The sequence below is a fragment of the Aquabacterium sp. genome (assembly GCF_016195855.1).
Lineage (GTDB): Bacteria > Pseudomonadota > Gammaproteobacteria > Burkholderiales > Burkholderiaceae_C > Aquabacterium.
Genome location: NZ_JACPYU010000016.1, coordinates 92,867 through 110,759 on the forward strand (window position 1 = coordinate 92,867; position 17,893 = coordinate 110,759).

Sequence of the window (17,893 nt, forward strand, 5' to 3'; positions counted from 1 at the left end):
ATGACGTCCTCCAACCACAAGGCCAACCTCCTCGTCGAACTGTTTGTCGAAGAGCTGCCGCCCAAGGCGCTCAAGAAGCTGGGTGAGTCTTTTGCCCAGGTGCTGGCCGACAGCCTCAAGGCCCAAGGCCTGGCCACGGCCGATGCCGTGGTGACGGCTTTCGCTTCGCCGCGCCGTTTGGCCGTGCATGTCAGCCATGTGGCTGCCAAGGCGGCCGATCAGGCCGTGCAGCAAAAGCTGATGCCCGTGGCCGTAGGCCTGGACGCGGCTGGCCAGGCCACGCCTGCCTTGCTCAAGAAACTCGCCGCCCTGGGCGCAGGCCCTGAAGTCGTGCCTGGCCTCAAGCGTGCCCTTGATGGCAAGGCCGAGGCCCTGTTCTTTGACAGCATCAAACCTGGCGCATCCTTGGCCGAGGGGCTGCAAAAGGCGCTGGACGAGAGCATCGCCAAGCTGCCCATCCCCAAGGTCATGACCTACCAGCTGGAGCAAGGCGAGGGCGCCCACTTCCAGCCAGGCTGGACCAGCGTGAACTTCGTGCGTCCGGCGCATGGTCTGGTCGCCTTGCATGGTGACCAGGAAGTGGCCGTGGCCGCGCTTGGCCTGAAGGCCGGCCGTAGCACGCGTGGCCACCGCTTTGAAGCCCGTGTCGACAAGATCATTTTGCTGACGGCCGACACCTATGCCGAGCAGTTGCTGCACGAGGGTGCCGTGATCGCCAGCTTTGCCGAGCGCCGCGCCGAGATCGAGCGCCAGTTGGCTGCAGCTGCGGCCAAGGCGGGTACCAACCTCAAGCCTATCGAAGACGATGCCTTGCTGGACGAGGTGACGGCCCTGGTCGAGCGCCCCAATGTGTTGACTGGTCGCTTTGAAGAGGCCTTCCTGGCCGTACCCCAGGAGTGCCTGATCCTCACGATGAAGGCCAACCAGAAGTATTTCCCGCTGCTGGACACCTCGGGCAAGCTGACCAACCAGTTCCTGATCGTCAGCAACATCAAGCCTGACGATGCCAGCGCCGTGGTGGGTGGCAACGAGCGCGTTGTGCGCCCCCGTCTGGCCGACGCCAAGTTCTTCTTCGATCAGGATCGCAAGAAGACCCTGGAGTCCCGTGTGGATGGGCTGGCCAAGGTGGTGTACCACGGCAAGCTGGGCACCCAGGGTGACCGCGCCGAGCGCGTGCGCGCCATCGGCCACGAGATCGTCAAGCAGATGAGCCTGGCCACGCTGCCGTTCACCGTGGATGCGCAAGATCACTTCGCCGTGCTCGACAGCAAGGTGCAACAGGCCGCGCGCCTGGCCAAGACCGACCTGTTGACCGACATGGTTGGCGAGTTCCCCGAGCTGCAAGGCATCATGGGTGGCTATTACGCCCGCCATGAGGGGCTGCGTGACGGCGTGGCCATCGCCATTGAAGACCACTACAAGCCCCGCTTTGCCGGTGACGCGCTGCCGCGCAACCACACGGGCACCGTCGTGGCCCTGGCCGACAAGCTGGAAACCCTGGTCGGCCTGTTCGGCATCGGCCAGTTGCCCACCGGTGACAAGGACCCGTTCGCGCTGCGTCGCCATGCGTTGGGCGTGATCCGCATCCTGGTCGAAAACAACCTGCCGCTGGCCTTGCCTGAACTGGTGGCTGCTGCGATTCCCGTGTTTGGCGAGCTGATCAGCAACCCGGCCGAGCACCTGCTGGTGTTCTTCTCGGATCGCCTGGCGGTGTCCTTGCGTGAACAAGGCTACAGCGCCCAGGAAGTGGACGCCGTGCTGGCCTTGCAGCCTGAGCGCCTGGGTGATGTGCCTCGTCGCCTGGCGGCGGTGCGTGCTTTTGCTGCGCTGCCCGAGGCCGCCTCGCTGGCTGCGGCCAACAAGCGCGTGGGCAACATCCTCAAGAAGACTGAAACCCATGTCGAAGCCAAGGTTGACGAGGCCCTGCTGAAGGAATCCGCCGAGCGCGCCCTGTATGACGCATTGCAGGCGGCTGCGCCAAAAGCACGCGCATCCTTCGAAGAAGGTGACTACACTGCAAGTTTGCAGGCGTTGGCGGTGCTCAAGGCGCCGGTTGATGCCTTCTTTGACGGCGTCATGGTCAATGCCGATGACGCCGCCCTGAAGGCGAACCGTCTGGGCTTGCTGGCCACCTTGCACAAGGCCATGAACCAGGTGGCGGACATCTCCAGACTGGCGGCCTGAGCAGGTGTCTGGACGCATCCACCCCGGAGAGGGCATGAAACTGGTCATCCTCGATCGCGACGGCACGATCAACCACGAACGCGAGGACTACATCAAGTCCAGCGACGAGTGGGTGCCGCTGCCTGGCGCACTGGAGGCCATTGCCCGCCTGAACCACGCCGGCTGGCATGTGGTGGTGGCGACCAACCAGTCGGGCATAGGCCGAGGCCTGTTCGACATGGTGGCGCTCAATGCCATGCATGCCAAGATGAACCAGATGCTGGCGCGCGTGGGTGGTCGTGTCGAGGCCGTGTTTTTCTGCCCGCACACCCCCGAAGACCAGTGCACCTGCCGCAAGCCCTTGCCGGGGCTGTTCCAGATGATCGGGCAGCGCTTCGGGCGCAGCCTGGATGGTGTGCCCATGGTGGGCGACTTGCCGCGTGACGTGCTGGCCGCGCAATCCGTGGGGTGCGAGCCTCACCTGGTGCGCACAGGCCAGGCGGCCACGATGAGCGAGTCCGATCTTTATGATCTGCGCCAGCGTGTGCCTGACCTCACCATTCACCCTGATCTGTCTGCGTTTGCAGACTTTCTCATCCTGCGGGATCGCAAGGCCCATGGCGAAGACAGCCCGGTCGCGACCCATATGGGAGAGTTGACTTGAGACTCTCCGAGCCGATGCAACTGGGTCTGTGGGGAGACGGTGATCTCTGCGCTGATCCGGCGTCGGCTGTATCTGCCGTTTCACATTCCTTGCCTCCTTTGACTGCTGCTGTATCGCCGCTCGCGGCTCCCCCTTTGTCCTCTTCTTCTCTGGCCGCTGACCCCGCTGTTCGGGGCGATGGTGTGCCCAGCCCTGACGACGCCCCGGCGTCGAAGACATCTGCCCTGCGCGTGCCCCATCATGCGCACGACGAATGTCATCCCGTGAGTGGTCTGCCCTGGTTCCGCCACCCTCAAGGTGAGCATGAAATCCGCCTGGGCAAGGCCATGGTGTCCTACGAAATCAAGCGTGCACGCCGCCGCAGCATCGGCATGGTGGTCGGTGTGGAAGGCCTGAGTGTGCGTGCGCCGCGCTGGGTGTCGTCCGTCGACATCGAGACCGCTTTGCGCGCCAAGGAGCGCTGGATCTGCAACAAGCTGGTCGAGCAGCGTGAGCGTGCCCAAAAGCAGCTGTCTGCGCGCATCGACTGGCGTGAAGGCGCGACCGTGCCCTATATGGGCGAGTCGGTGGTGCTGGTGCTCGATCCGCGTGTGGACGGGGCGGCGCTGCAAGCGCCTTTCCAGCAAGCCGAGCAAGGCCTGCCCGGGGTGGCGCAACGGGCGCTGCATCTGGGCTTGCCGCAGAACGCTTCTGCCGAGCAGATTCGCGACGCCGTACAGGCCTGGCTGCAGCGGGAGGCCATGCAGGTCTTCCTGGCGCGTGTGCCGGTCTATGCGGATCAGTTGGGTGTATCGGTGCGCAAGGTCAGCCTGTCATCGGCCAAGACCCGTTGGGGCAGTGCCAGCGCCGATGGGTCGATCCGGCTGCACTGGCGTCTGGTCCACTTCAGCATCAGCGTGATCGATTACGTGGTGGCGCATGAGTTGGCGCACCTGCGTGAGATGAACCACAGCCCGCGTTTCTGGGATGTGGTGCGCTCCATCATGCCGGAATTCGACGGCCCGCGTGACCAGTTGCGCCACGCGATCATCCCGGACTGATCAGGCCTTCTCGAACAACAGGGTGCCTTGCGCATCCTGGTGGCGATGAAGCTGGCCCCGGTGCCACAGGTAGTTCAGGTGGGCGATGGCTTCGCCCATGGCGAAGGTCGTCTGGTGCAGATCCAGCTGGCGCTTGAACAGCACGGGGAGCATGTCTGCAGCGGTGGACGGCTTGAGCGCGCACGCATCAAGCACATCGCGCAGGCGATCGTCGTGGTGGGCCTTCAGTTGCTGGATGCGGGCATGGATGCCGGTGAAAGGCAGGCCATGCGAGGGCAGGGCCAGGGTGTCGCCAGGCAGCGATGCCATCTTGTCCAGTGAGCTCAGAAACAGGCCGAGCGCGTCCCCTTCGGGCTCCATGTCCACCACGCTGACATTGGTGGAGATGCTGGGCAACAGCATGTCCCCGGAGATGAGCAGGCCGTCGCGTTCGTTGAACAGCGCGATGTGCTCGGGGCTGTGGCCGTAACCAGCTATGCAGCGCCAGTCGCGCTCGCCGATGCGCAGCACCATGCCGTCCATGAGGCGGCGGTAGTTGTAGGGCACGGCAGGCACCAGCGATTTGAAATAGTTGCTGCGCCCCCGAATCTTCTCGACGTCTTCGGGCTTGTTCAGACCGTGTTGCAGGAAGAAGTCCGCCGCACGGGCGCCGCCAAAACCGGTGGTCGACTCGCATGCAAGCTGGGCTGCGAAGTGGTCGGTGGCGCTCATCCACAGGCGTGCCGGCTGGCCTGGTGCGCTGAAGTGCTCGATCAGCCATTGCGCATTGCCGACATGGTCGGGGTGCATGTGGGTCACCAGCATGCGCGTCAAGGGCTTGTCGGCCAGTTCGCCTGCCCACAGGGCCTGCCAGGCTTCGCGGATGGGTTCGGTGGCCACGCCGGCATCCACGATGGTCCAGCCAGCCTGACCGTTCTGTTCATCGTCCAGCGCCCACAGATTGATGTGGTTGAGCGCGAAGGGCATGGGCATGCGCAGCCAATGCAGGCCGGGCCTGATGTTCATCAGTTGGCCCGGTTGCGGTTGGGCCTTGTCCAGCGGGTAGTGCAAGGCTGGGTGGGGCGGCTGCGTGGGCAAATCGGGCTTGGCGGCGTCAGAGGAGGCGGGCATGGGGCACAGCGAGATGGAGGCAAGTCATTGTGCCTTGCTGCATGCCGATCCGCTGGAGGGGGAAAAAGAACCCGGGCCAACCCGACCCGGGCGAGAAGCATCAGCCGAACCGGCGACGCTCATCTGAAAGAGGAGACGGTGGGATTGTTATGTGCAACAACAATTTCGTCATCATGGCAAATACCGAGATGGAGTCGGTTCTTTTGTCCTGCCTTTCCCGGATCGGGGGCATCCCTTACTACACTGTCTGTCATGAAACTTGATCACCTGTTTGACAACAACCGTGCTTGGGCACGAGACATTGAACAACGCACCCCTGGTTTCTTTTCCAGGCTCCAGAAGCAGCAGTCTCCGGAGTACCTGTGGATCGGATGTTCGGACAGCCGCGTGCCCGCCAACGAAATCTGCGGGCTTTTGCCTGGCGAAATGTTCGTGCATCGCAATGTGGCCAACGTCGTGGTGCACTCGGATCTGAACTGCCTGTCCGTGGTGGAGTTCGCCATCGACATGCTCAAGGTCAAGCACATCATGGTGGTGGGGCACTACGGGTGCGGCGGCGTGCGTGCGGCCATGGATGACATGCGCATCGGGATCGTCGACAACTGGATCCGCCACGTCAAGGACGTGCGCAACCAGCATCTGGATTGGCTGATGACCGTGCCAGAGGGCGATCATCGATACAACGCGCTGTGTGAGCTCAATGTCTTGCAGCAGGCGTACAACATCTGCCAGACGACGATGGTCCATGAGGCCTGGGCGAGAGGTCAGGAGGTTGTGGTGCACGGCTGGGTCTACGGCATCCATAATGGCCTGATCAATGACTTGCGCATGTCGGTTGCAGCACCAGAAGGCCTGGCTCAGGCTTACGCCGACGCCATCGACAAGCTCAAGCAGCGTTACGCCGACGAGGCTTGATTTATTCCAGGGCACACGATGTTTCCACAGCAGCTGACCGACTCCCGGGTCTTTGAGATCGCCAAGGCTTTGCTGGACGGTTTTGACCGCCACTACAAGATCTTCAGCGAAACCAGTGCGCAGTCCAAGAAGCGCTTTGAACAGGCAGACTGGCACGGTCAGCAGACGGCACAGCGTGTGCGTATCGAGTTCTACGACCTGCGCGTGGAAGAGGCGGTCGAGCGTCTGGAAACCGACTATCAGGCCAGCACCTTGCCCATGGAGGTCTGGCATCAGATCAAGTTGTTCTACATCGGCTTGTTGACCGGGCACAAGCAGCCGGAATGTGCCGAGACCTTCTTCAACTCGGTCACCATCAAGATCCTTCATCGCAAGTACTACCGCAACGATTTCATCTTCGTGCGCCCCGCGGTGTCGACCGAGTACATCGACGACGAAGAAGGCGAGGGCAACGCCACCTTCCGGGCCTACTACCCGACGCGCGACAACCTGCGCGAGATGCTCAAGACCCTGGTCTTGAACTACGAGCTGGCCATCCCTTTTGATGATCTGGATCGCGACATCGGCTTTGTTTACGACGCGCTGCTGGAGCAGATCGGCAACGTCCGCCTGCGCACCAACTTCCAGATCCAGGTCCTGTCGTCCCTGTTCTTCCGCAACAAGGGGGCCTACATCGTCGGCAAGGTGGTCAACGGCTTCCGAAGCTTGCCGTTTGCCATCCCCATCCTGCACAACTCGAAGAACCGGCTCTACATCGACGCGGCCTTGTTTGGCGAGGACGACCTGCTGGCCTTGTTCAGTTTTGCGCGCGCCTACTTCATGGTGAACATGCCGGTGCCATCAGCCTATGTGCAGTTCCTGCGCACACTGATGCCCCGCAAGCCACGGGGTGAGCTCTACAGCGCGATCGGTCTGCAAAAGCACGGCAAGAACCTGTTCTACCGGGACTTCCTCTTTCACCTGAAGCATTCCAGCGACAAGTTCCGCATCGCGCCCGGTATCAAGGGCATGGTCATGCTGGTGTTCGACCTGCCGTCCTACCCGTTCGTGTTCAAGGTCATCAAGGACTACTTCCCGCCGCAGAAGGAAACCACGCGTGACATGATCATGGGCAAGTACCAGCTCGTGAAGCAGCACGACCGCGTGGGCCGCATGGCCGACTCGCTGGAGTTCACCAACGTGGCCTTTCCTCGCCACCGCTTCGATGAAGAGCTGATCGCGGAGCTCAAGAAGTTCGCGCCCAGCGTGATGGAAGAAGACGAGGATGGCCAGGTGCTGATCCTCAAGCACCTCTACATCGAGCGCCGCATGGTGCCGCTCAACATCTACATCCAGGAGGCGACGGGCGAGTCGCTGGAGCATGCCGTGATCGAGTACGGCAACGCGCTCAAGGATCTGGTGGCGGCCAACATCTTCCCGGGCGACATGCTGTGGAAGAACTTTGGCGTGACGCGCAACGGCAAAGTCGTGTTCTACGACTATGACGAGATCGAGTACGTCACCGACTGCAACTTCCGCAAGGTGCCCGAGCCTCGCACCGAGGAAGACGAGATGTCAGGCGAGATCTGGTACAACGTCGGCCCGCACGATGTGTTCCCCGAAACCTTCGGGCCTTTCCTGCTGGGCGACCCGCGCGTGCGCAAGATCTTCATGGAACATCACGCCGATCTGCTGGAAGCCGACTTCTGGCAGCAGCACAAGGAGCGCATCAAGGCGGGCTATGTGCATGATGTGTTCCCGTATGACCGGGCGCGCCGCTTCATCCACAAAATCCACCTGGAGCAGGTTCAGGCCGAACCTTCGGATGAGGTCGCACCGACTGAAGAGCCGGTGGATGTGCGGCCTCTCGGCCGCGAAGTGCATGATCAGGGGACGCTCTCCGGCTTCACAACCGGTGGCGCGGCCAGCGGGGACTAAAGCCCTATGCCGGTGGCCGCTGGGGCCCCTGCATCACCAGAGTTGCCACCAGGGCTTCTTGACCGGGGTGGGGCGCTCGGTGACAGCCTGGTCACCCAGGTAGCCGCTGTTGGGGAAGCTCTGCTTGAGCACGCGTTGCGCGTCATCACGCAATTGCGTCAGGCCCAGCTTGTCGTAGCTCTGGACCATGATGTAGAGCGCCTCTTCGATGGCGGGCGACTGGCGGTAGTCCTTGACAGCTTGCTGGGCGCGGTTGGCCGCAGCCAGGTAGGCCCCGCGACGCAGGTAGTAGCGCGCCACATGCACTTCGCCGGCAGCCAGCGAGTTGACGATGTGGTTCATGCGCAGGCGCGCGTCGGGCGTGTACTTCGAGGCGGGGAAGCGCTCGCTCAGCAGCCGGAAGGATTCGTAGGCGTCGCGCGAGGCCTGTTGGTCTCGCTCTGACAGGTCCTGGCTGGCCAGGCGGCCGAACAAGCCCAGGTCATCGTTGAAGTTGATCAGGCCTTGCAGGTAGTAGGCGTAGTCCAGCGCAGGGCTGGTCGGGTGCAGGCGGATGAAGCGTTCCAGCTTGGCCAGGGCCTGCGCTTTTTCGCCTGTCTTGTAGTACGAGTAAGCCAGGTCGATCTGCGCCTGTTGTGCCAGGATCGTGCCGGAGGCGCGTGCCTCGACCTTTTCCAGGCGCTTGATGGCGTTCTCGTAATTGCCGTCAGCCGCTTCTTCCTTGGCGTCTGCGTACAATTTGTCCGGGCTGATGTTGGCAAACTCGTCTTGAGGAGCCGATCCGCATGCCGCCATCAGGGCGCTCACAGCCAGTGCCAGCAGGCCGGCACGTTGACCGGTCCAGGTGCTCCAAGAGGTGTTCTTCAGCAGTTTCACGTGTGTATGTTGCGGATCGCTCCGCTTGCAGTTCCGCCTTGCAGCGCCAGAACCCGCAGTATAGAAGCCCTCTGCCTTTTCTTTTTTCCGCTTACCAGGTTTGTTTGCCACATGGCCCGTCGCACCCCCGTTGAATCTCCGTCGCCCACCACAGGCGTTTCCCCCGAAGTGGTCGATCTCGATCTCGCGGACGACGAATGGCTGGAGCCATCCGATGTCATGCCGGTGGCCCCGCCCAAGGAGCCCGAGCGCCGGGTGTGGGACGTGAGCGAAGCCGCGCATGGCCAGCGTCTGGATGTGTTTCTGGTTTCCGGCGCCTCCGAGTTTTCTCGCAATCACCTCAAGCACCTGGTCGAGGAGGGTTGCGTCGAGGTCGATGGCAAGGTGGCGAACTCGGCCTCGCGCAAGGTACTGGCCGGGCAGCGCGTGGCGGTGTTGCTCAAGCCCACGGCGCAAAGCCAGGCCTTTGTGCCCGAGCCCATGGACCTGCCCATCGTTTTTGAAGACGAGCACCTGCTGGTGGTCAACAAGCCCGCGGGATGGGTTGTGCACCCAGCGGCAGGCAACTGGACGGGGACGCTCATGAACGGCCTGCTGGCGCACCATGCGGGCGCCGTGAACCTGCCTCGCGCCGGGATCGTGCACCGGCTGGACAAGGACACCAGCGGCCTGATGGTGGTGGGCAAGACCCTGGCAGCGGTCACGGCCTTGACGCGTGCCATTGCCGCACGCGAGGTCAGCCGGCAGTACCTCGCGCTGGTGCATGGCATGCCCCCCGAGTCGTTCACGGTCGAGTCCTCCATCGGCCGCGACCCCGTCACCCGGATCAAGATGGCCGTGGTGCCTTCGGGCAAACCTGCGCGCACGGATGTGCAGCGTCTGCTGGTGGGTGAGTGGGCTCCGGCGTCGCCAGCGGGCAAGGGTGAGCGCGCGGCGCCGCGCAGCTTCAGCGGGGTGTTGTGCACCTTGCACACCGGGCGGACGCACCAGATCCGTGTGCATCTCAGCAGCCGGCGTTACCCGCTGGTGGCCGATGCGCTCTATGGCGGCGCGCAGGCACTGGGCATGACCCGCCAGGCGCTGCATGCCGCCCGCCTGTCCTTCCTGCATCCGATCAAGGGCGAATTGCTGAAATTCGAGGCGCCGCTGCCAGAGGACATGGCCCAGGCCTGGGCACTTTTGTCTGACGCTGGCGGGGCGGTTTGATGATCTGTGCCATGGCAAGGCGCAACTGGTGCATAATGCATCGACAAACAACGGGCGCAGAGCCCGGATACAGGCGGCTTTTCAAAAAGCCGAGCAAGGGTTGAAGCGCCTCCTGGCGCTCCCCGGCCTGATCACCTCACAGAGGTTCCTTTTTACAAGCCGGGCGGAAAACGCCTCGTGTAACCCGACTCGCGGACTCGCCACGTGACAACAAGCGTGTCCGCCTGCTTTGAATGTCGTCCGCAAGCCCTGCAAGGCAGCCCGACCCTATTCGATTGAAGAGATGGAAGTCCTCAATCCTCAGGATGCCCAGTGCATTCTTGAAGCGGCGCTGATGTGCGCCGATCGGCCCATGACGGTGCGCGAGATGCGCCAGTTGTTCGACGACACGATGTCGGCGGATTCCGTGCTCGCCTTGCTGGCGGAATTGAGCGCGCGCTGGGATGGGCGAGGGGTCGAGTTGCGTCAGGTGGCCCACGGGTGGCGCTTCCAGACGCGTGCCGGGGTGCAGGCCCATCTGGATCGCCTCAATCCAGAGAAGCCGCCCAAGTACTCGCGGGCGACGCTGGAGACGCTGGCCATCATTGCCTACAAGCAGCCCGTGACCCGCGGCGACATTGAAGACATCCGTGGTGTGACAGTCAGCGCCAACATCGTCAAGCAACTGGAAGACCGGGGCTGGATCGAGGTGATTGGCCACCGCGATGGGCCTGGCAGGCCAAGCCTGTTCGCCACCACCAGGCAGTTCCTGGATGACCTGGGGCTGGCCTCGCTCAACCAGTTGCCGACACTGGATGGCTTGCCGGTCAGCCAGGCCTTGCTGCCAGGTCTTGAAGAGGCTGATACCGATGAGGCGCCGGCCGATGAGGCAGGCCCGACGCAAGACCAGGCCTCCTTGCTGGAGGCGCCTGCTGGCGAGACCCTGATTCAGGCTGAGCCCGCGCTCCAAGAGGAAGCCGCGCTGCAGTCACCCGATACCGAACCGAACACAGAATTTCCTGCTCCATGACCACAGACAACGTGCCCATGCAAGATCCCAATGAACAGCCTTTGGTCACCGAAGAGGTGGTCAAGCCCAAGCGAGCCCGCCGCCCGAAGGTGACTGAGGACGCAGCGCCGCAAGCCGAGGCCGTGGCCTCTACCGAGGAGGCCGCGGTGCCCGCCAAGAAAGTCGCGCCGCGCCGCAAGAAGGTCGTTGAGGCTGAGGTGCCTGCGGCGGCAGAAGTCGCTGCAGCGGCCGAGTCCGGTGGCGACGACCTTGCGCCGGCCAAGCCCAAGCGCGCGCCTCGCAAGAAGGCTGCGGAAGTGGTCGAGGCCGCATCTGCCGATGAGGTGCAGGATGCCCCCCGCGAAGCGGCACCCCAGGCACCTGCCGCACCGGTGCAGGCTGAATTGGCGCTGCAAGGCGACGTGACCGAGCAGGTGTCTGATGCACCTGCCCAGGCCGGTGAGCAGCGCCCCGAAGGGCGTGGCAACCGCCGTGAGCGTGATCGGGATCGCCAGCGCGGCCCGCGTGGCGATCGCCCACCTCGTCAGGATCAGGTCATGGCTGCGGCTGATGGTGAAGAGCGCGCCGTGCAAGACGGCGAAGGCCTTGAAGGTGCCGGTGAGCCGGGCGAGCAGCGTCCCTCGCGCCGTGCCGCCATCGCCGCTGAGCAGGCCACCGAGGTGTATGCCGAGTTGCTGTCGGGTGATTTCGACAAGCAGCGCGAAGAAGAGGCCGCCGAGGCGGCTGCGGCAGAAGAAAGCGGCCCTTACAAGCGCGTTCTGCGCCCCGAACCTGACGCACCCAAGCTGCAGAAGGTGCTGGCGCAAGCCGGCGTCGGGTCGCGTCGCGACATCGAGCAGATGATCGAAGACGGCCGCATCGAGGTCAACGACCAGGTTGCCCACATCGGTCAGCGCATTTCCTTTGGTGACCGCATCAAGGTGGCCGGCCGCCCGATCCGGGTCCGCATTGCGCCGCCGCCCGCGCGCATCCTGGCCTATCACAAGCCGACCGGCGAAGTGGTCACGCACGACGATCCCCAAGGTCGTCCGACGGTGTTCCAGCGCCTGCCACGCCTGCAAAACGGCAAGTGGATGTCGGTTGGCCGTCTGGACCTCAATACCGAAGGCCTGCTGCTGTTCACGAACTCGGGCGAGCTGGCCAATCAGCTGATGCATCCCCGCTTCGGCGTGGAGCGTGAGTACGCTGTTCGCGTGCTGGGTACCCTGGATGAGGTCGCCCGCAACAAGCTCCTGTCTGGTGTCGAAATCGAAGGTCAATCGGCCTCTTTCGTGTCCATCAGCAAGGGCGAAGGTGAGGGCGTGAACCAGTGGTATCGCGTGGTCATCACCGAAGGCCGCAACCGCGAAGTTCGCAAGCTGTTTGACGCTGTGGGCCTGACGGTCAATCGCCTGATCCGCGTGCGTTACGGCGCCATCGTGCTGCCGCGTGGTCTCAAGCGTGGCATCTGGGTCGAGCTGGGCGAGTCGGACGTGCGTGCCGTGAAGTCGCTGGCAGGCATGGACCGGCAGGAGTTTGGGCAGGGCCAAGGTCAAGGCCAGGGGCAAGGTCGTGGCGGCAAGGGCCAAGGTCAAGGCCAAGGCCAGCAAAAGAGCCAGCAGGGCTTCAAGGGCAAGCCGCAGCAAGGTCGTGGTGGCCAGCAGGGTCAGCAGGACCAGCGCGGTGGCCGTCCGCAAAATGGCGGTCAAGGCGGCGGCCAAGGTGGTGGTCAGGGCGGCTTTGGCAACAAGCAGCAACGTGGCCCCATGCAGGATCGCCCCCAGGCGCCTCGCCACGACATGGACGACGATCTGGACCACATCGGGCCGATCCCCAACCCCCTGGAGCAGACCTTCGACAAGCGTTTTGTGAAGGGTTCCAAGCGCATTACTGCCGGATTTGGTCGTCCTGACCAGAACCACGGGCAAGACCAGGGCGGTCAGAAGAAGGGCCAGGGCCCTCGTCAACCCGATCCGCTGCAGACCTCTGTGGGCTACATCGGCGCCGATGCCTACTTCGGCAAGACCGGTGGTGGTGGCCGTCGCGGCGGTGGCGGCGGCGGTGGTGGCCGCGGTCGCCGTTGATTTCATCAAGTGACATGACAGCGCTCAGGGAAACCCGCGTTGACAAGTCACCGTTTCAATCTTGTATTGCATTGCACTGACACCTTCGCACAGTACAATGCTGGGTTTTGTCAAATCTGCCGACTCAGGAGAACTAAATGGCTATCGAACGCACCCTCTCGATCATCAAACCCGACGCCGTTGCCAAGAACGTCATCGGTCAAATCATCAGCCGCTTTGAAGGCGCTGGCCTGAAGGTCGCCGCTGCCAAGCTGGTGCAACTGTCGCAAGCCGAAGCCGAAGCCTTCTACGCTGTGCACGCTGCCCGTCCTTTCTTCAAGGACCTGGTGAGTTTCATGATCTCCGGCCCCGTGTTCGTGCAAGTGCTCGAAGGCGAAGGCGCCATCCTGAAGAACCGCGACCTGATGGGCGCCACCGACCCCAAGAAGGCCGAAAAGGGCACCATCCGCGCTGACTTCGCTGACAGCATCGACGCCAACGCCGTGCACGGCTCTGACGCCGCTGAAACCGCTGCCGTTGAAATCGCTTTCTTCTTCCCCGCTCTGAACGTCTACGCCCGCTGATTGGCGACAAGCGTTGTTGTTGAAGAAGTATGGACGCCGTCAACCTGCTGGACTATGACCTCGACGGGTTGACCGCGTTTTGCGAGCAACTGGGTGAAAAGCGTTTCCGCGCCACCCAGTTGTTCCGCTGGATCCATCAAAAAGGTGCGACCGATTTCGACCAGATGTCGGATCTCGCCAAGTCGCTGCGCGGCAAGCTCCAGGGTGTGGCCACCCTCAAACGTTTGCCCGTGATCAGTGAGCACGTTTCGTCCGACGGCACCATCAAGTGGCTGTTTGACGTGGGCGGCGGCAACGCCGTTGAAAGTGTCTACATCCCCGAAGACGATCGCGCCACGCTGTGCATTTCATCGCAGGCAGGTTGCGCCGTGGGCTGCCGTTTCTGCTCCACCGGCCATCAGGGTTTCAGTCGCAATCTCACCACGGGTGAGATCCTGGCCCAGTTGTGGCATGCCGAACACACGCTGCGTCAGCGTCTGGGCACTTCCGAGCGCATCGTCAGCAATGTCGTGATGATGGGGATGGGTGAGCCGCTGCAAAACTACAACGCGCTGGTGCCGGCCCTGAAGGTCATGCTCGATGACCACGGCTACGGCCTGTCGCGTCGGCGCGTCACCGTGTCGACCTCGGGCGTGGTGCCCATGATCGAGCGCCTGAAGCACGACTGCCCGGTCGCGCTGGCCGTGTCGCTGCATGCACCCAACGATGCCTTGCGTGACGAGCTGGTGCCGATCAACAAGAAGTACCCGATCCACGAATTGCTCGATGCCTGTCGCGATTACCTGACAGCCGCGCCGCGTGATTTCATCACTTTCGAATACTGCATGCTCGATGGCGTCAATGACACCGACGAGCATGCCCGCGAGTTGATTGCCCTGGTCAAGGGACGCATCAACTGCAAATTCAACCTGATTCCTTTCAATCCCTTCCCGCAATCGGGACTGCACCGTTCGCAAGCCGAACGCGTTCAGGCCTTTGCACGGATGCTGGCTGACGCGGGCATCATCACCACGGTGCGCAAGACGCGGGGTGATGACATCGACGCGGCCTGTGGCCAGTTGGCCGGCGAAGTGCAGGATCGCACCAATGCGCGCGACCGCATGTTGCGCCAACCTGTCGAGGCCAAAGTGGCCGCCCCCAAGCCCGGGGAACGCAATCGCCACGCCCATTGAGGCGCAGTGAGGGGCGCTGGAGCCTCTACACTGGATCCCTTTCTTAGGAGACTGCTGCATGAGGATGCTTCGCTCGGTGGTGTTGACAGCTTGCTGGCTGGGTGCCTGCCTCATGGCGCTGGGGCAACTGGGTGGCTGCGCCGGTGGTCCGATGACCAGGGCGTCGTCGTCATCCGGCGACATCACCACCGCTTCGGATGAAGGTGATGTCCGCCGTCGTGCCCGGCTGCGCATGGAGCTGGCCTCCACGTATTACGCGCAAGGGCAATACAACACCGCACTGGACGAACTCAAGCAGGCTGTGGCCATTGATCCCTCCTTGCCCGATGCATATGAAATGCGTGCGCTGATCTATGACGCCATGGGCGAGACCGAGCGAGCCGAGTCGAACTACAAGCAGGCGCTGTCGCTGGATGAGCGCAACGGCAGCGTGTTGCACAACTATGGCTGGTACCTGTGTCGCAAGCGCCAGTATGCCGAGGCCGATGCCTTGTTCGAGCGCGCCGCTGCCTTGCCGCAGACCGTGGCCACCAGCAAGACCTTGCTGGTTCGTGGCGTCTGCCAGATCAATGCCGGCCTGTTCCCCGAGGCTGAAAAAACGCTGGCGCACTCCTATGAAATGGACCCGTCCAACCCCGCCACGGCTTACAACCTCGCATCGGTGCTTTACCGTCGCGGTGAGCTGGAGCGCGCGCGCTTTTACATCCGCCGTGTGAACAATGTGCCCAACCAGGTGACGGCCGAGTCCCTGTGGCTGGCGATCCGCATCGAGCACCGCCTGGGCAACATCAATGGCCGCGACGAACTCGGCGCCCAACTGCGCAGCAAGTACCCGACAGCCCGCGAGGCCAACGCACTGGAGATGGGGAAGTTCGATGACTGAGCCGACGCCCATCATCCTGTCCTCGCCGGACGCGGGCAACCGTGGTGCGGGCGAGATCCTGCGCCGTGCACGCGAAGCCCAGAACATGACGCTGGAAGGTCTGGCAGCGACCATCAAGGTCACACCAGCCAAGCTGGAGGCGCTGGAGCTGGGTCAATTCGATCGTCTTCCGGATGCCAATTTCACGCGAGCCCTGGCGATGACGGTCTGCCGCGCACTCAAGGTGGACCCGTCTGAGGTGCTGGCAACCTTGCCAGCCGCCAAGCCCACGGCACTGGCCGAAGGCAAGCCCCCCTTGAACCAACCCTTCAAGGACGTGCGCGGCGGGTCGCCCTTGTTCGATCATCACTGGGACTGGTCGAATTTGCTCAGCTTCAAATGGCTTGCGCCCATGTTGCTGTTGCTGGGGGCCCTGGGGATTTACGTTTTGCCTGATTCGGTGGATGTGCCTGCCTGGTTCCACCAGGTCCTGCAGATGGCGCCGCGTCCTGCCGAGGTGGCCAAGGCCGAGCAAGCAGCCTCTGCGACCCAGTTGGAGCCGCCTGTGGCCGCTTCAGCACCAGATCTGGCGGCGCTCCCAGCCGTGTCCGCGGAGTCCGCGGCCTCTGTGCCAGGCGTGGCCCTGCCGGTGTCGCCTGCTGCGTCTGGGGGCGTGTCCTCCTTGGTGCTGGACAGAACAGATGCAACCGCAGCCGCGCCAGCACCGGTTGCGGGGCAGGACCCCCGTCTGGTTCAGGCAGCGTCCGTGGCAGCGCCGGCCAGCGCGTCGTCTGGTGGCTCGTTGGTGTTGTCGGTGCGCGATCCCTCCTGGATCGAAGTGCGTGACGCCAAGGGTGGCAAGTTGCTGTCGCGCAATGTGCTGGCTGGTGAAACCGTGGCCCTGGATGGCCTGGCGCCACTGAGCCTTCGCATCGGCAATGCGCCTGGTGTGCAGTTGAGCTACAAGGGCCAGCCTGTTGATCTGACCGCTGCGACACGCAACAACGTGGCGCGCCTGGAATTGAAATGACCCTGGAAAACCTCAGCCTCATTGACGTCGCCCGACCTGCTGCGCGGCGTTCGCGCCAGGCCCGCGTCGTGTGGGGCGCGCGGGTGGTCACCATCGGTGGCGATGCGCCGGTGCGTGTGCAGTCCATGACCAACACCGATACCGTGGATGTCATCGGCACGGCCATCCAGGTCAAGGAGCTGGCCTTGGCTGGCTCGGAGCTGGTGCGCATCACCGTCAATACGCCTGAGGCCGCGCAAGCCGTGCCTCATGTGCGCGATCAACTCGATCGCATGGGCATCGACGTGCCGCTGGTGGGTGATTTTCACTACAACGGCCACCGCCTGTTGACCGAGTACCCGGCGTGTGCTGAGGCCCTGTCCAAGTACCGCATCAACCCCGGCAACGTCGGCAAGGGTGACAAGCGCGATCGCCAGTTCGGGCAGATGATCGAAGTCGCCATGCGCTACAACAAGGTCGTGCGCATCGGCGTGAACTGGGGCAGCCTGGATCAGGAGTTGCTCGCGTCCATGATGGACGAGAACGCCCGCAGCGCCGACCCATGGGATGCCCAGCAGGTGATGTACCAGGCGCTCGTCAGCTCGGCCCTGCAGTCGGCCCAGGCCGCACAGGATCTGGGCATGTCACCCGAGCAGATCATCCTGTCCTGCAAGGTCAGCGGCGTGCAGGATCTGATCAGCGTCTACCGCGGTCTGGCTGCACGTTGTGATTACCCCTTGCACTTGGGCTTGACCGAGGCCGGCATGGGCACCAAGGGCACGGTGGCCTCCGCCACGGCCTTGTCCATCCTGCTGCAGGAAGGCATTGGTGACACCATCCGTGTTTCGCTGACGCCGCAGCCCGGCGAGGCCCGCACGCAAGAAGTCGTGGTGGCGCTTGAGATCCTGCAGGCGCTGGGCTTGCGCACCTTCGTGCCCAGCGTCACGGCATGCCCGGGATGTGGCCGTACCACCAGCACGACCTTCCAGGAGCTGGCCAAGCAGATCGACGATTTCCTGCGCGCCCAGATGCCCATCTGGCGCAACCAATATCCCGGCGTCGAAACGATGAAAGTGGCCGTCATGGGCTGCATCGTCAATGGCCCGGGTGAGAGCAAGCACGCCGACATCGGCATCAGTCTGCCGGGTACCGGTGAGGCTCCCGCAGCGCCGGTGTTCATCGACGGCGAGAAGGCCTTGACCCTGCGTGGCGAGCGCATCGCCGAAGAGTTCCAGCAGCTGGTGCAGACCTACATCGAACGCCGCTTTGGCGGGGCCTCCGAGACCGGACAGGCCTGAGAACCCATACCAACAAGAAGACAGAC

The 17,893-nt window shown here is 63.3% G+C and carries 15 protein-coding genes; 13 read left to right on the forward strand and 2 right to left on the reverse strand.

The annotated features are described in order from the left end of the window. The 3 genes from glyS to HY019_RS13820 all read left to right on the forward strand — a co-directional run bounded on the left by glyS (position 1) and on the right by HY019_RS13820 (position 3,867). Positions 1-2,184 (forward strand): glycine--tRNA ligase subunit beta, encoded by a 2,184-nt coding sequence (gene glyS, locus HY019_RS13810; RefSeq protein WP_290693040.1) that lies wholly within the window; start codon positions 1-3, stop codon positions 2,182-2,184. A gap of 34 nt (positions 2,185-2,218) precedes the next feature. Further along, positions 2,219-2,827 carry a D-glycero-beta-D-manno-heptose 1,7-bisphosphate 7-phosphatase gene (gmhB, locus tag HY019_RS13815; RefSeq protein WP_290693042.1) on the forward strand — a complete coding sequence of 203 codons (609 nt, stop codon included), beginning with the start codon at positions 2,219-2,221 and terminating at the stop codon, positions 2,825-2,827. Between the two features lie 263 nt (positions 2,828-3,090). Next, on the forward strand, positions 3,091-3,867 hold the full coding sequence (locus tag HY019_RS13820) for a SprT family zinc-dependent metalloprotease (protein WP_290693044.1): 777 nt from the start codon (positions 3,091-3,093) through the stop codon (positions 3,865-3,867). Here the strand turns inward: HY019_RS13820 and HY019_RS13825 are convergent, their stop codons facing one another. Then, a complete protein-coding gene (locus HY019_RS13825) occupies positions 3,868-4,977 on the reverse strand; it encodes an MBL fold metallo-hydrolase (protein WP_290693046.1) in 1,110 nt (369 codons plus the stop codon). It lies immediately after the preceding gene. A gap of 252 nt (positions 4,978-5,229) precedes the next feature. Here HY019_RS13825 and can point away from each other — a divergent pair, with 252 nt between their 5' ends. Continuing rightward, positions 5,230-5,892, forward strand: coding sequence for a carbonate dehydratase (gene can, locus HY019_RS13830; RefSeq protein WP_290693048.1), 663 nt, complete (start codon positions 5,230-5,232; stop codon positions 5,890-5,892). Between the two features lie 18 nt (positions 5,893-5,910). After that, positions 5,911-7,809 carry a bifunctional isocitrate dehydrogenase kinase/phosphatase gene (gene aceK / locus HY019_RS13835; RefSeq protein ID WP_290693050.1) on the forward strand — a complete coding sequence of 633 codons (1,899 nt, stop codon included), beginning with the start codon at positions 5,911-5,913 and terminating at the stop codon, positions 7,807-7,809. Positions 7,810-7,842: 33 nt separating this feature from the next. On the opposite strand, the gene HY019_RS13840 is transcribed toward aceK, so the two are convergent. Beyond that, positions 7,843-8,685, reverse strand: coding sequence for an outer membrane protein assembly factor BamD (locus HY019_RS13840; RefSeq protein ID WP_290693052.1), 843 nt, complete (start codon positions 8,683-8,685; stop codon positions 7,843-7,845). Positions 8,686-8,796: 111 nt separating this feature from the next. Between HY019_RS13840 and HY019_RS13845 the strand changes: the two genes are divergently transcribed. The 8 genes from HY019_RS13845 (at position 8,797) to ispG (ending at position 17,867) form a co-directional block, all read left to right on the forward strand. Beyond that, positions 8,797-9,891, forward strand: a complete 1,095-nt coding sequence (locus tag HY019_RS13845; RefSeq protein ID WP_290693054.1) for an RluA family pseudouridine synthase — start codon at positions 8,797-8,799, stop codon at positions 9,889-9,891. A 283-nt stretch (positions 9,892-10,174) separates the two neighbouring features. Then, entirely contained in the window at positions 10,175-10,900 is a 726-nt protein-coding gene (scpB, locus tag HY019_RS13850) for an SMC-Scp complex subunit ScpB (RefSeq protein ID WP_290693056.1), read from the forward strand. Then, positions 10,897-12,963: a 23S rRNA pseudouridine(2605) synthase RluB gene (gene rluB / locus HY019_RS13855; RefSeq protein ID WP_290693058.1), complete on the forward strand. Its 2,067-nt coding sequence runs from the start codon at positions 10,897-10,899 to the stop codon at positions 12,961-12,963. The genes scpB and rluB overlap by 4 nt, the downstream gene beginning before the upstream one ends. A 137-nt stretch (positions 12,964-13,100) precedes the next feature. After that, positions 13,101-13,526 (forward strand): nucleoside-diphosphate kinase, encoded by a 426-nt coding sequence (gene ndk, locus HY019_RS13860; RefSeq protein ID WP_035034619.1) that lies wholly within the window; start codon positions 13,101-13,103, stop codon positions 13,524-13,526. A 29-nt stretch (positions 13,527-13,555) separates the two neighbouring features. Beyond that, positions 13,556-14,698, forward strand: coding sequence for a 23S rRNA (adenine(2503)-C(2))-methyltransferase RlmN (rlmN, locus tag HY019_RS13865; protein WP_290693059.1), 1,143 nt, complete (start codon positions 13,556-13,558; stop codon positions 14,696-14,698). A 58-nt stretch (positions 14,699-14,756) separates the two neighbouring features. Beyond that, a complete protein-coding gene (pilW, locus tag HY019_RS13870; protein ID WP_290693060.1) occupies positions 14,757-15,581 on the forward strand; it encodes a type IV pilus biogenesis/stability protein PilW in 825 nt (274 codons plus the stop codon). Next, entirely contained in the window at positions 15,574-16,590 is a 1,017-nt protein-coding gene (locus HY019_RS13875) for a helix-turn-helix domain-containing protein (protein WP_290693061.1), read from the forward strand. The genes pilW and HY019_RS13875 overlap by 8 nt, the downstream gene beginning before the upstream one ends. After that, complete coding sequence (ispG, locus tag HY019_RS13880; protein WP_290693062.1) at positions 16,587-17,867, forward strand: flavodoxin-dependent (E)-4-hydroxy-3-methylbut-2-enyl-diphosphate synthase; 1,281 nt, start codon at positions 16,587-16,589, stop codon at positions 17,865-17,867. The genes HY019_RS13875 and ispG overlap by 4 nt, the downstream gene beginning before the upstream one ends. Positions 17,868-17,893 lie beyond the last annotated feature (26 nt).

What these genes read in the sequence shown, in the direction of transcription:
- glyS (WP_290693040.1), top strand. Translation starts at nt 1, where the DNA reads ATGACGTCCTCCAACCACAAGGCCAACCTCCTCGTCGAACTGTTTGTC.
- gmhB (WP_290693042.1), top strand. Translation starts at nt 2,219, where the DNA reads ATGAAACTGGTCATCCTCGATCGCGACGGCACGATCAACCACGAACGC.
- HY019_RS13825 (WP_290693046.1), bottom strand. Translation starts at nt 4,977, where the DNA reads ATGCCCGCCTCCTCTGACGCCGCCAAGCCCGATTTGCCCACGCAGCCG.
- can (WP_290693048.1), top strand. Translation starts at nt 5,230, where the DNA reads ATGAAACTTGATCACCTGTTTGACAACAACCGTGCTTGGGCACGAGAC.
- aceK (WP_290693050.1), top strand. Translation starts at nt 5,911, where the DNA reads ATGTTTCCACAGCAGCTGACCGACTCCCGGGTCTTTGAGATCGCCAAG.
- HY019_RS13845 (WP_290693054.1), top strand. Translation starts at nt 8,797, where the DNA reads ATGGCCCGTCGCACCCCCGTTGAATCTCCGTCGCCCACCACAGGCGTT.
- scpB (WP_290693056.1), top strand. Translation starts at nt 10,175, where the DNA reads ATGGAAGTCCTCAATCCTCAGGATGCCCAGTGCATTCTTGAAGCGGCG.
- rluB (WP_290693058.1), top strand. Translation starts at nt 10,897, where the DNA reads ATGACCACAGACAACGTGCCCATGCAAGATCCCAATGAACAGCCTTTG.
- ndk (WP_035034619.1), top strand. Translation starts at nt 13,101, where the DNA reads ATGGCTATCGAACGCACCCTCTCGATCATCAAACCCGACGCCGTTGCC.
- rlmN (WP_290693059.1), top strand. Translation starts at nt 13,556, where the DNA reads ATGGACGCCGTCAACCTGCTGGACTATGACCTCGACGGGTTGACCGCG.
- pilW (WP_290693060.1), top strand. Translation starts at nt 14,757, where the DNA reads ATGAGGATGCTTCGCTCGGTGGTGTTGACAGCTTGCTGGCTGGGTGCC.
- HY019_RS13875 (WP_290693061.1), top strand. Translation starts at nt 15,574, where the DNA reads ATGACTGAGCCGACGCCCATCATCCTGTCCTCGCCGGACGCGGGCAAC.
- ispG (WP_290693062.1), top strand. Translation starts at nt 16,587, where the DNA reads ATGACCCTGGAAAACCTCAGCCTCATTGACGTCGCCCGACCTGCTGCG.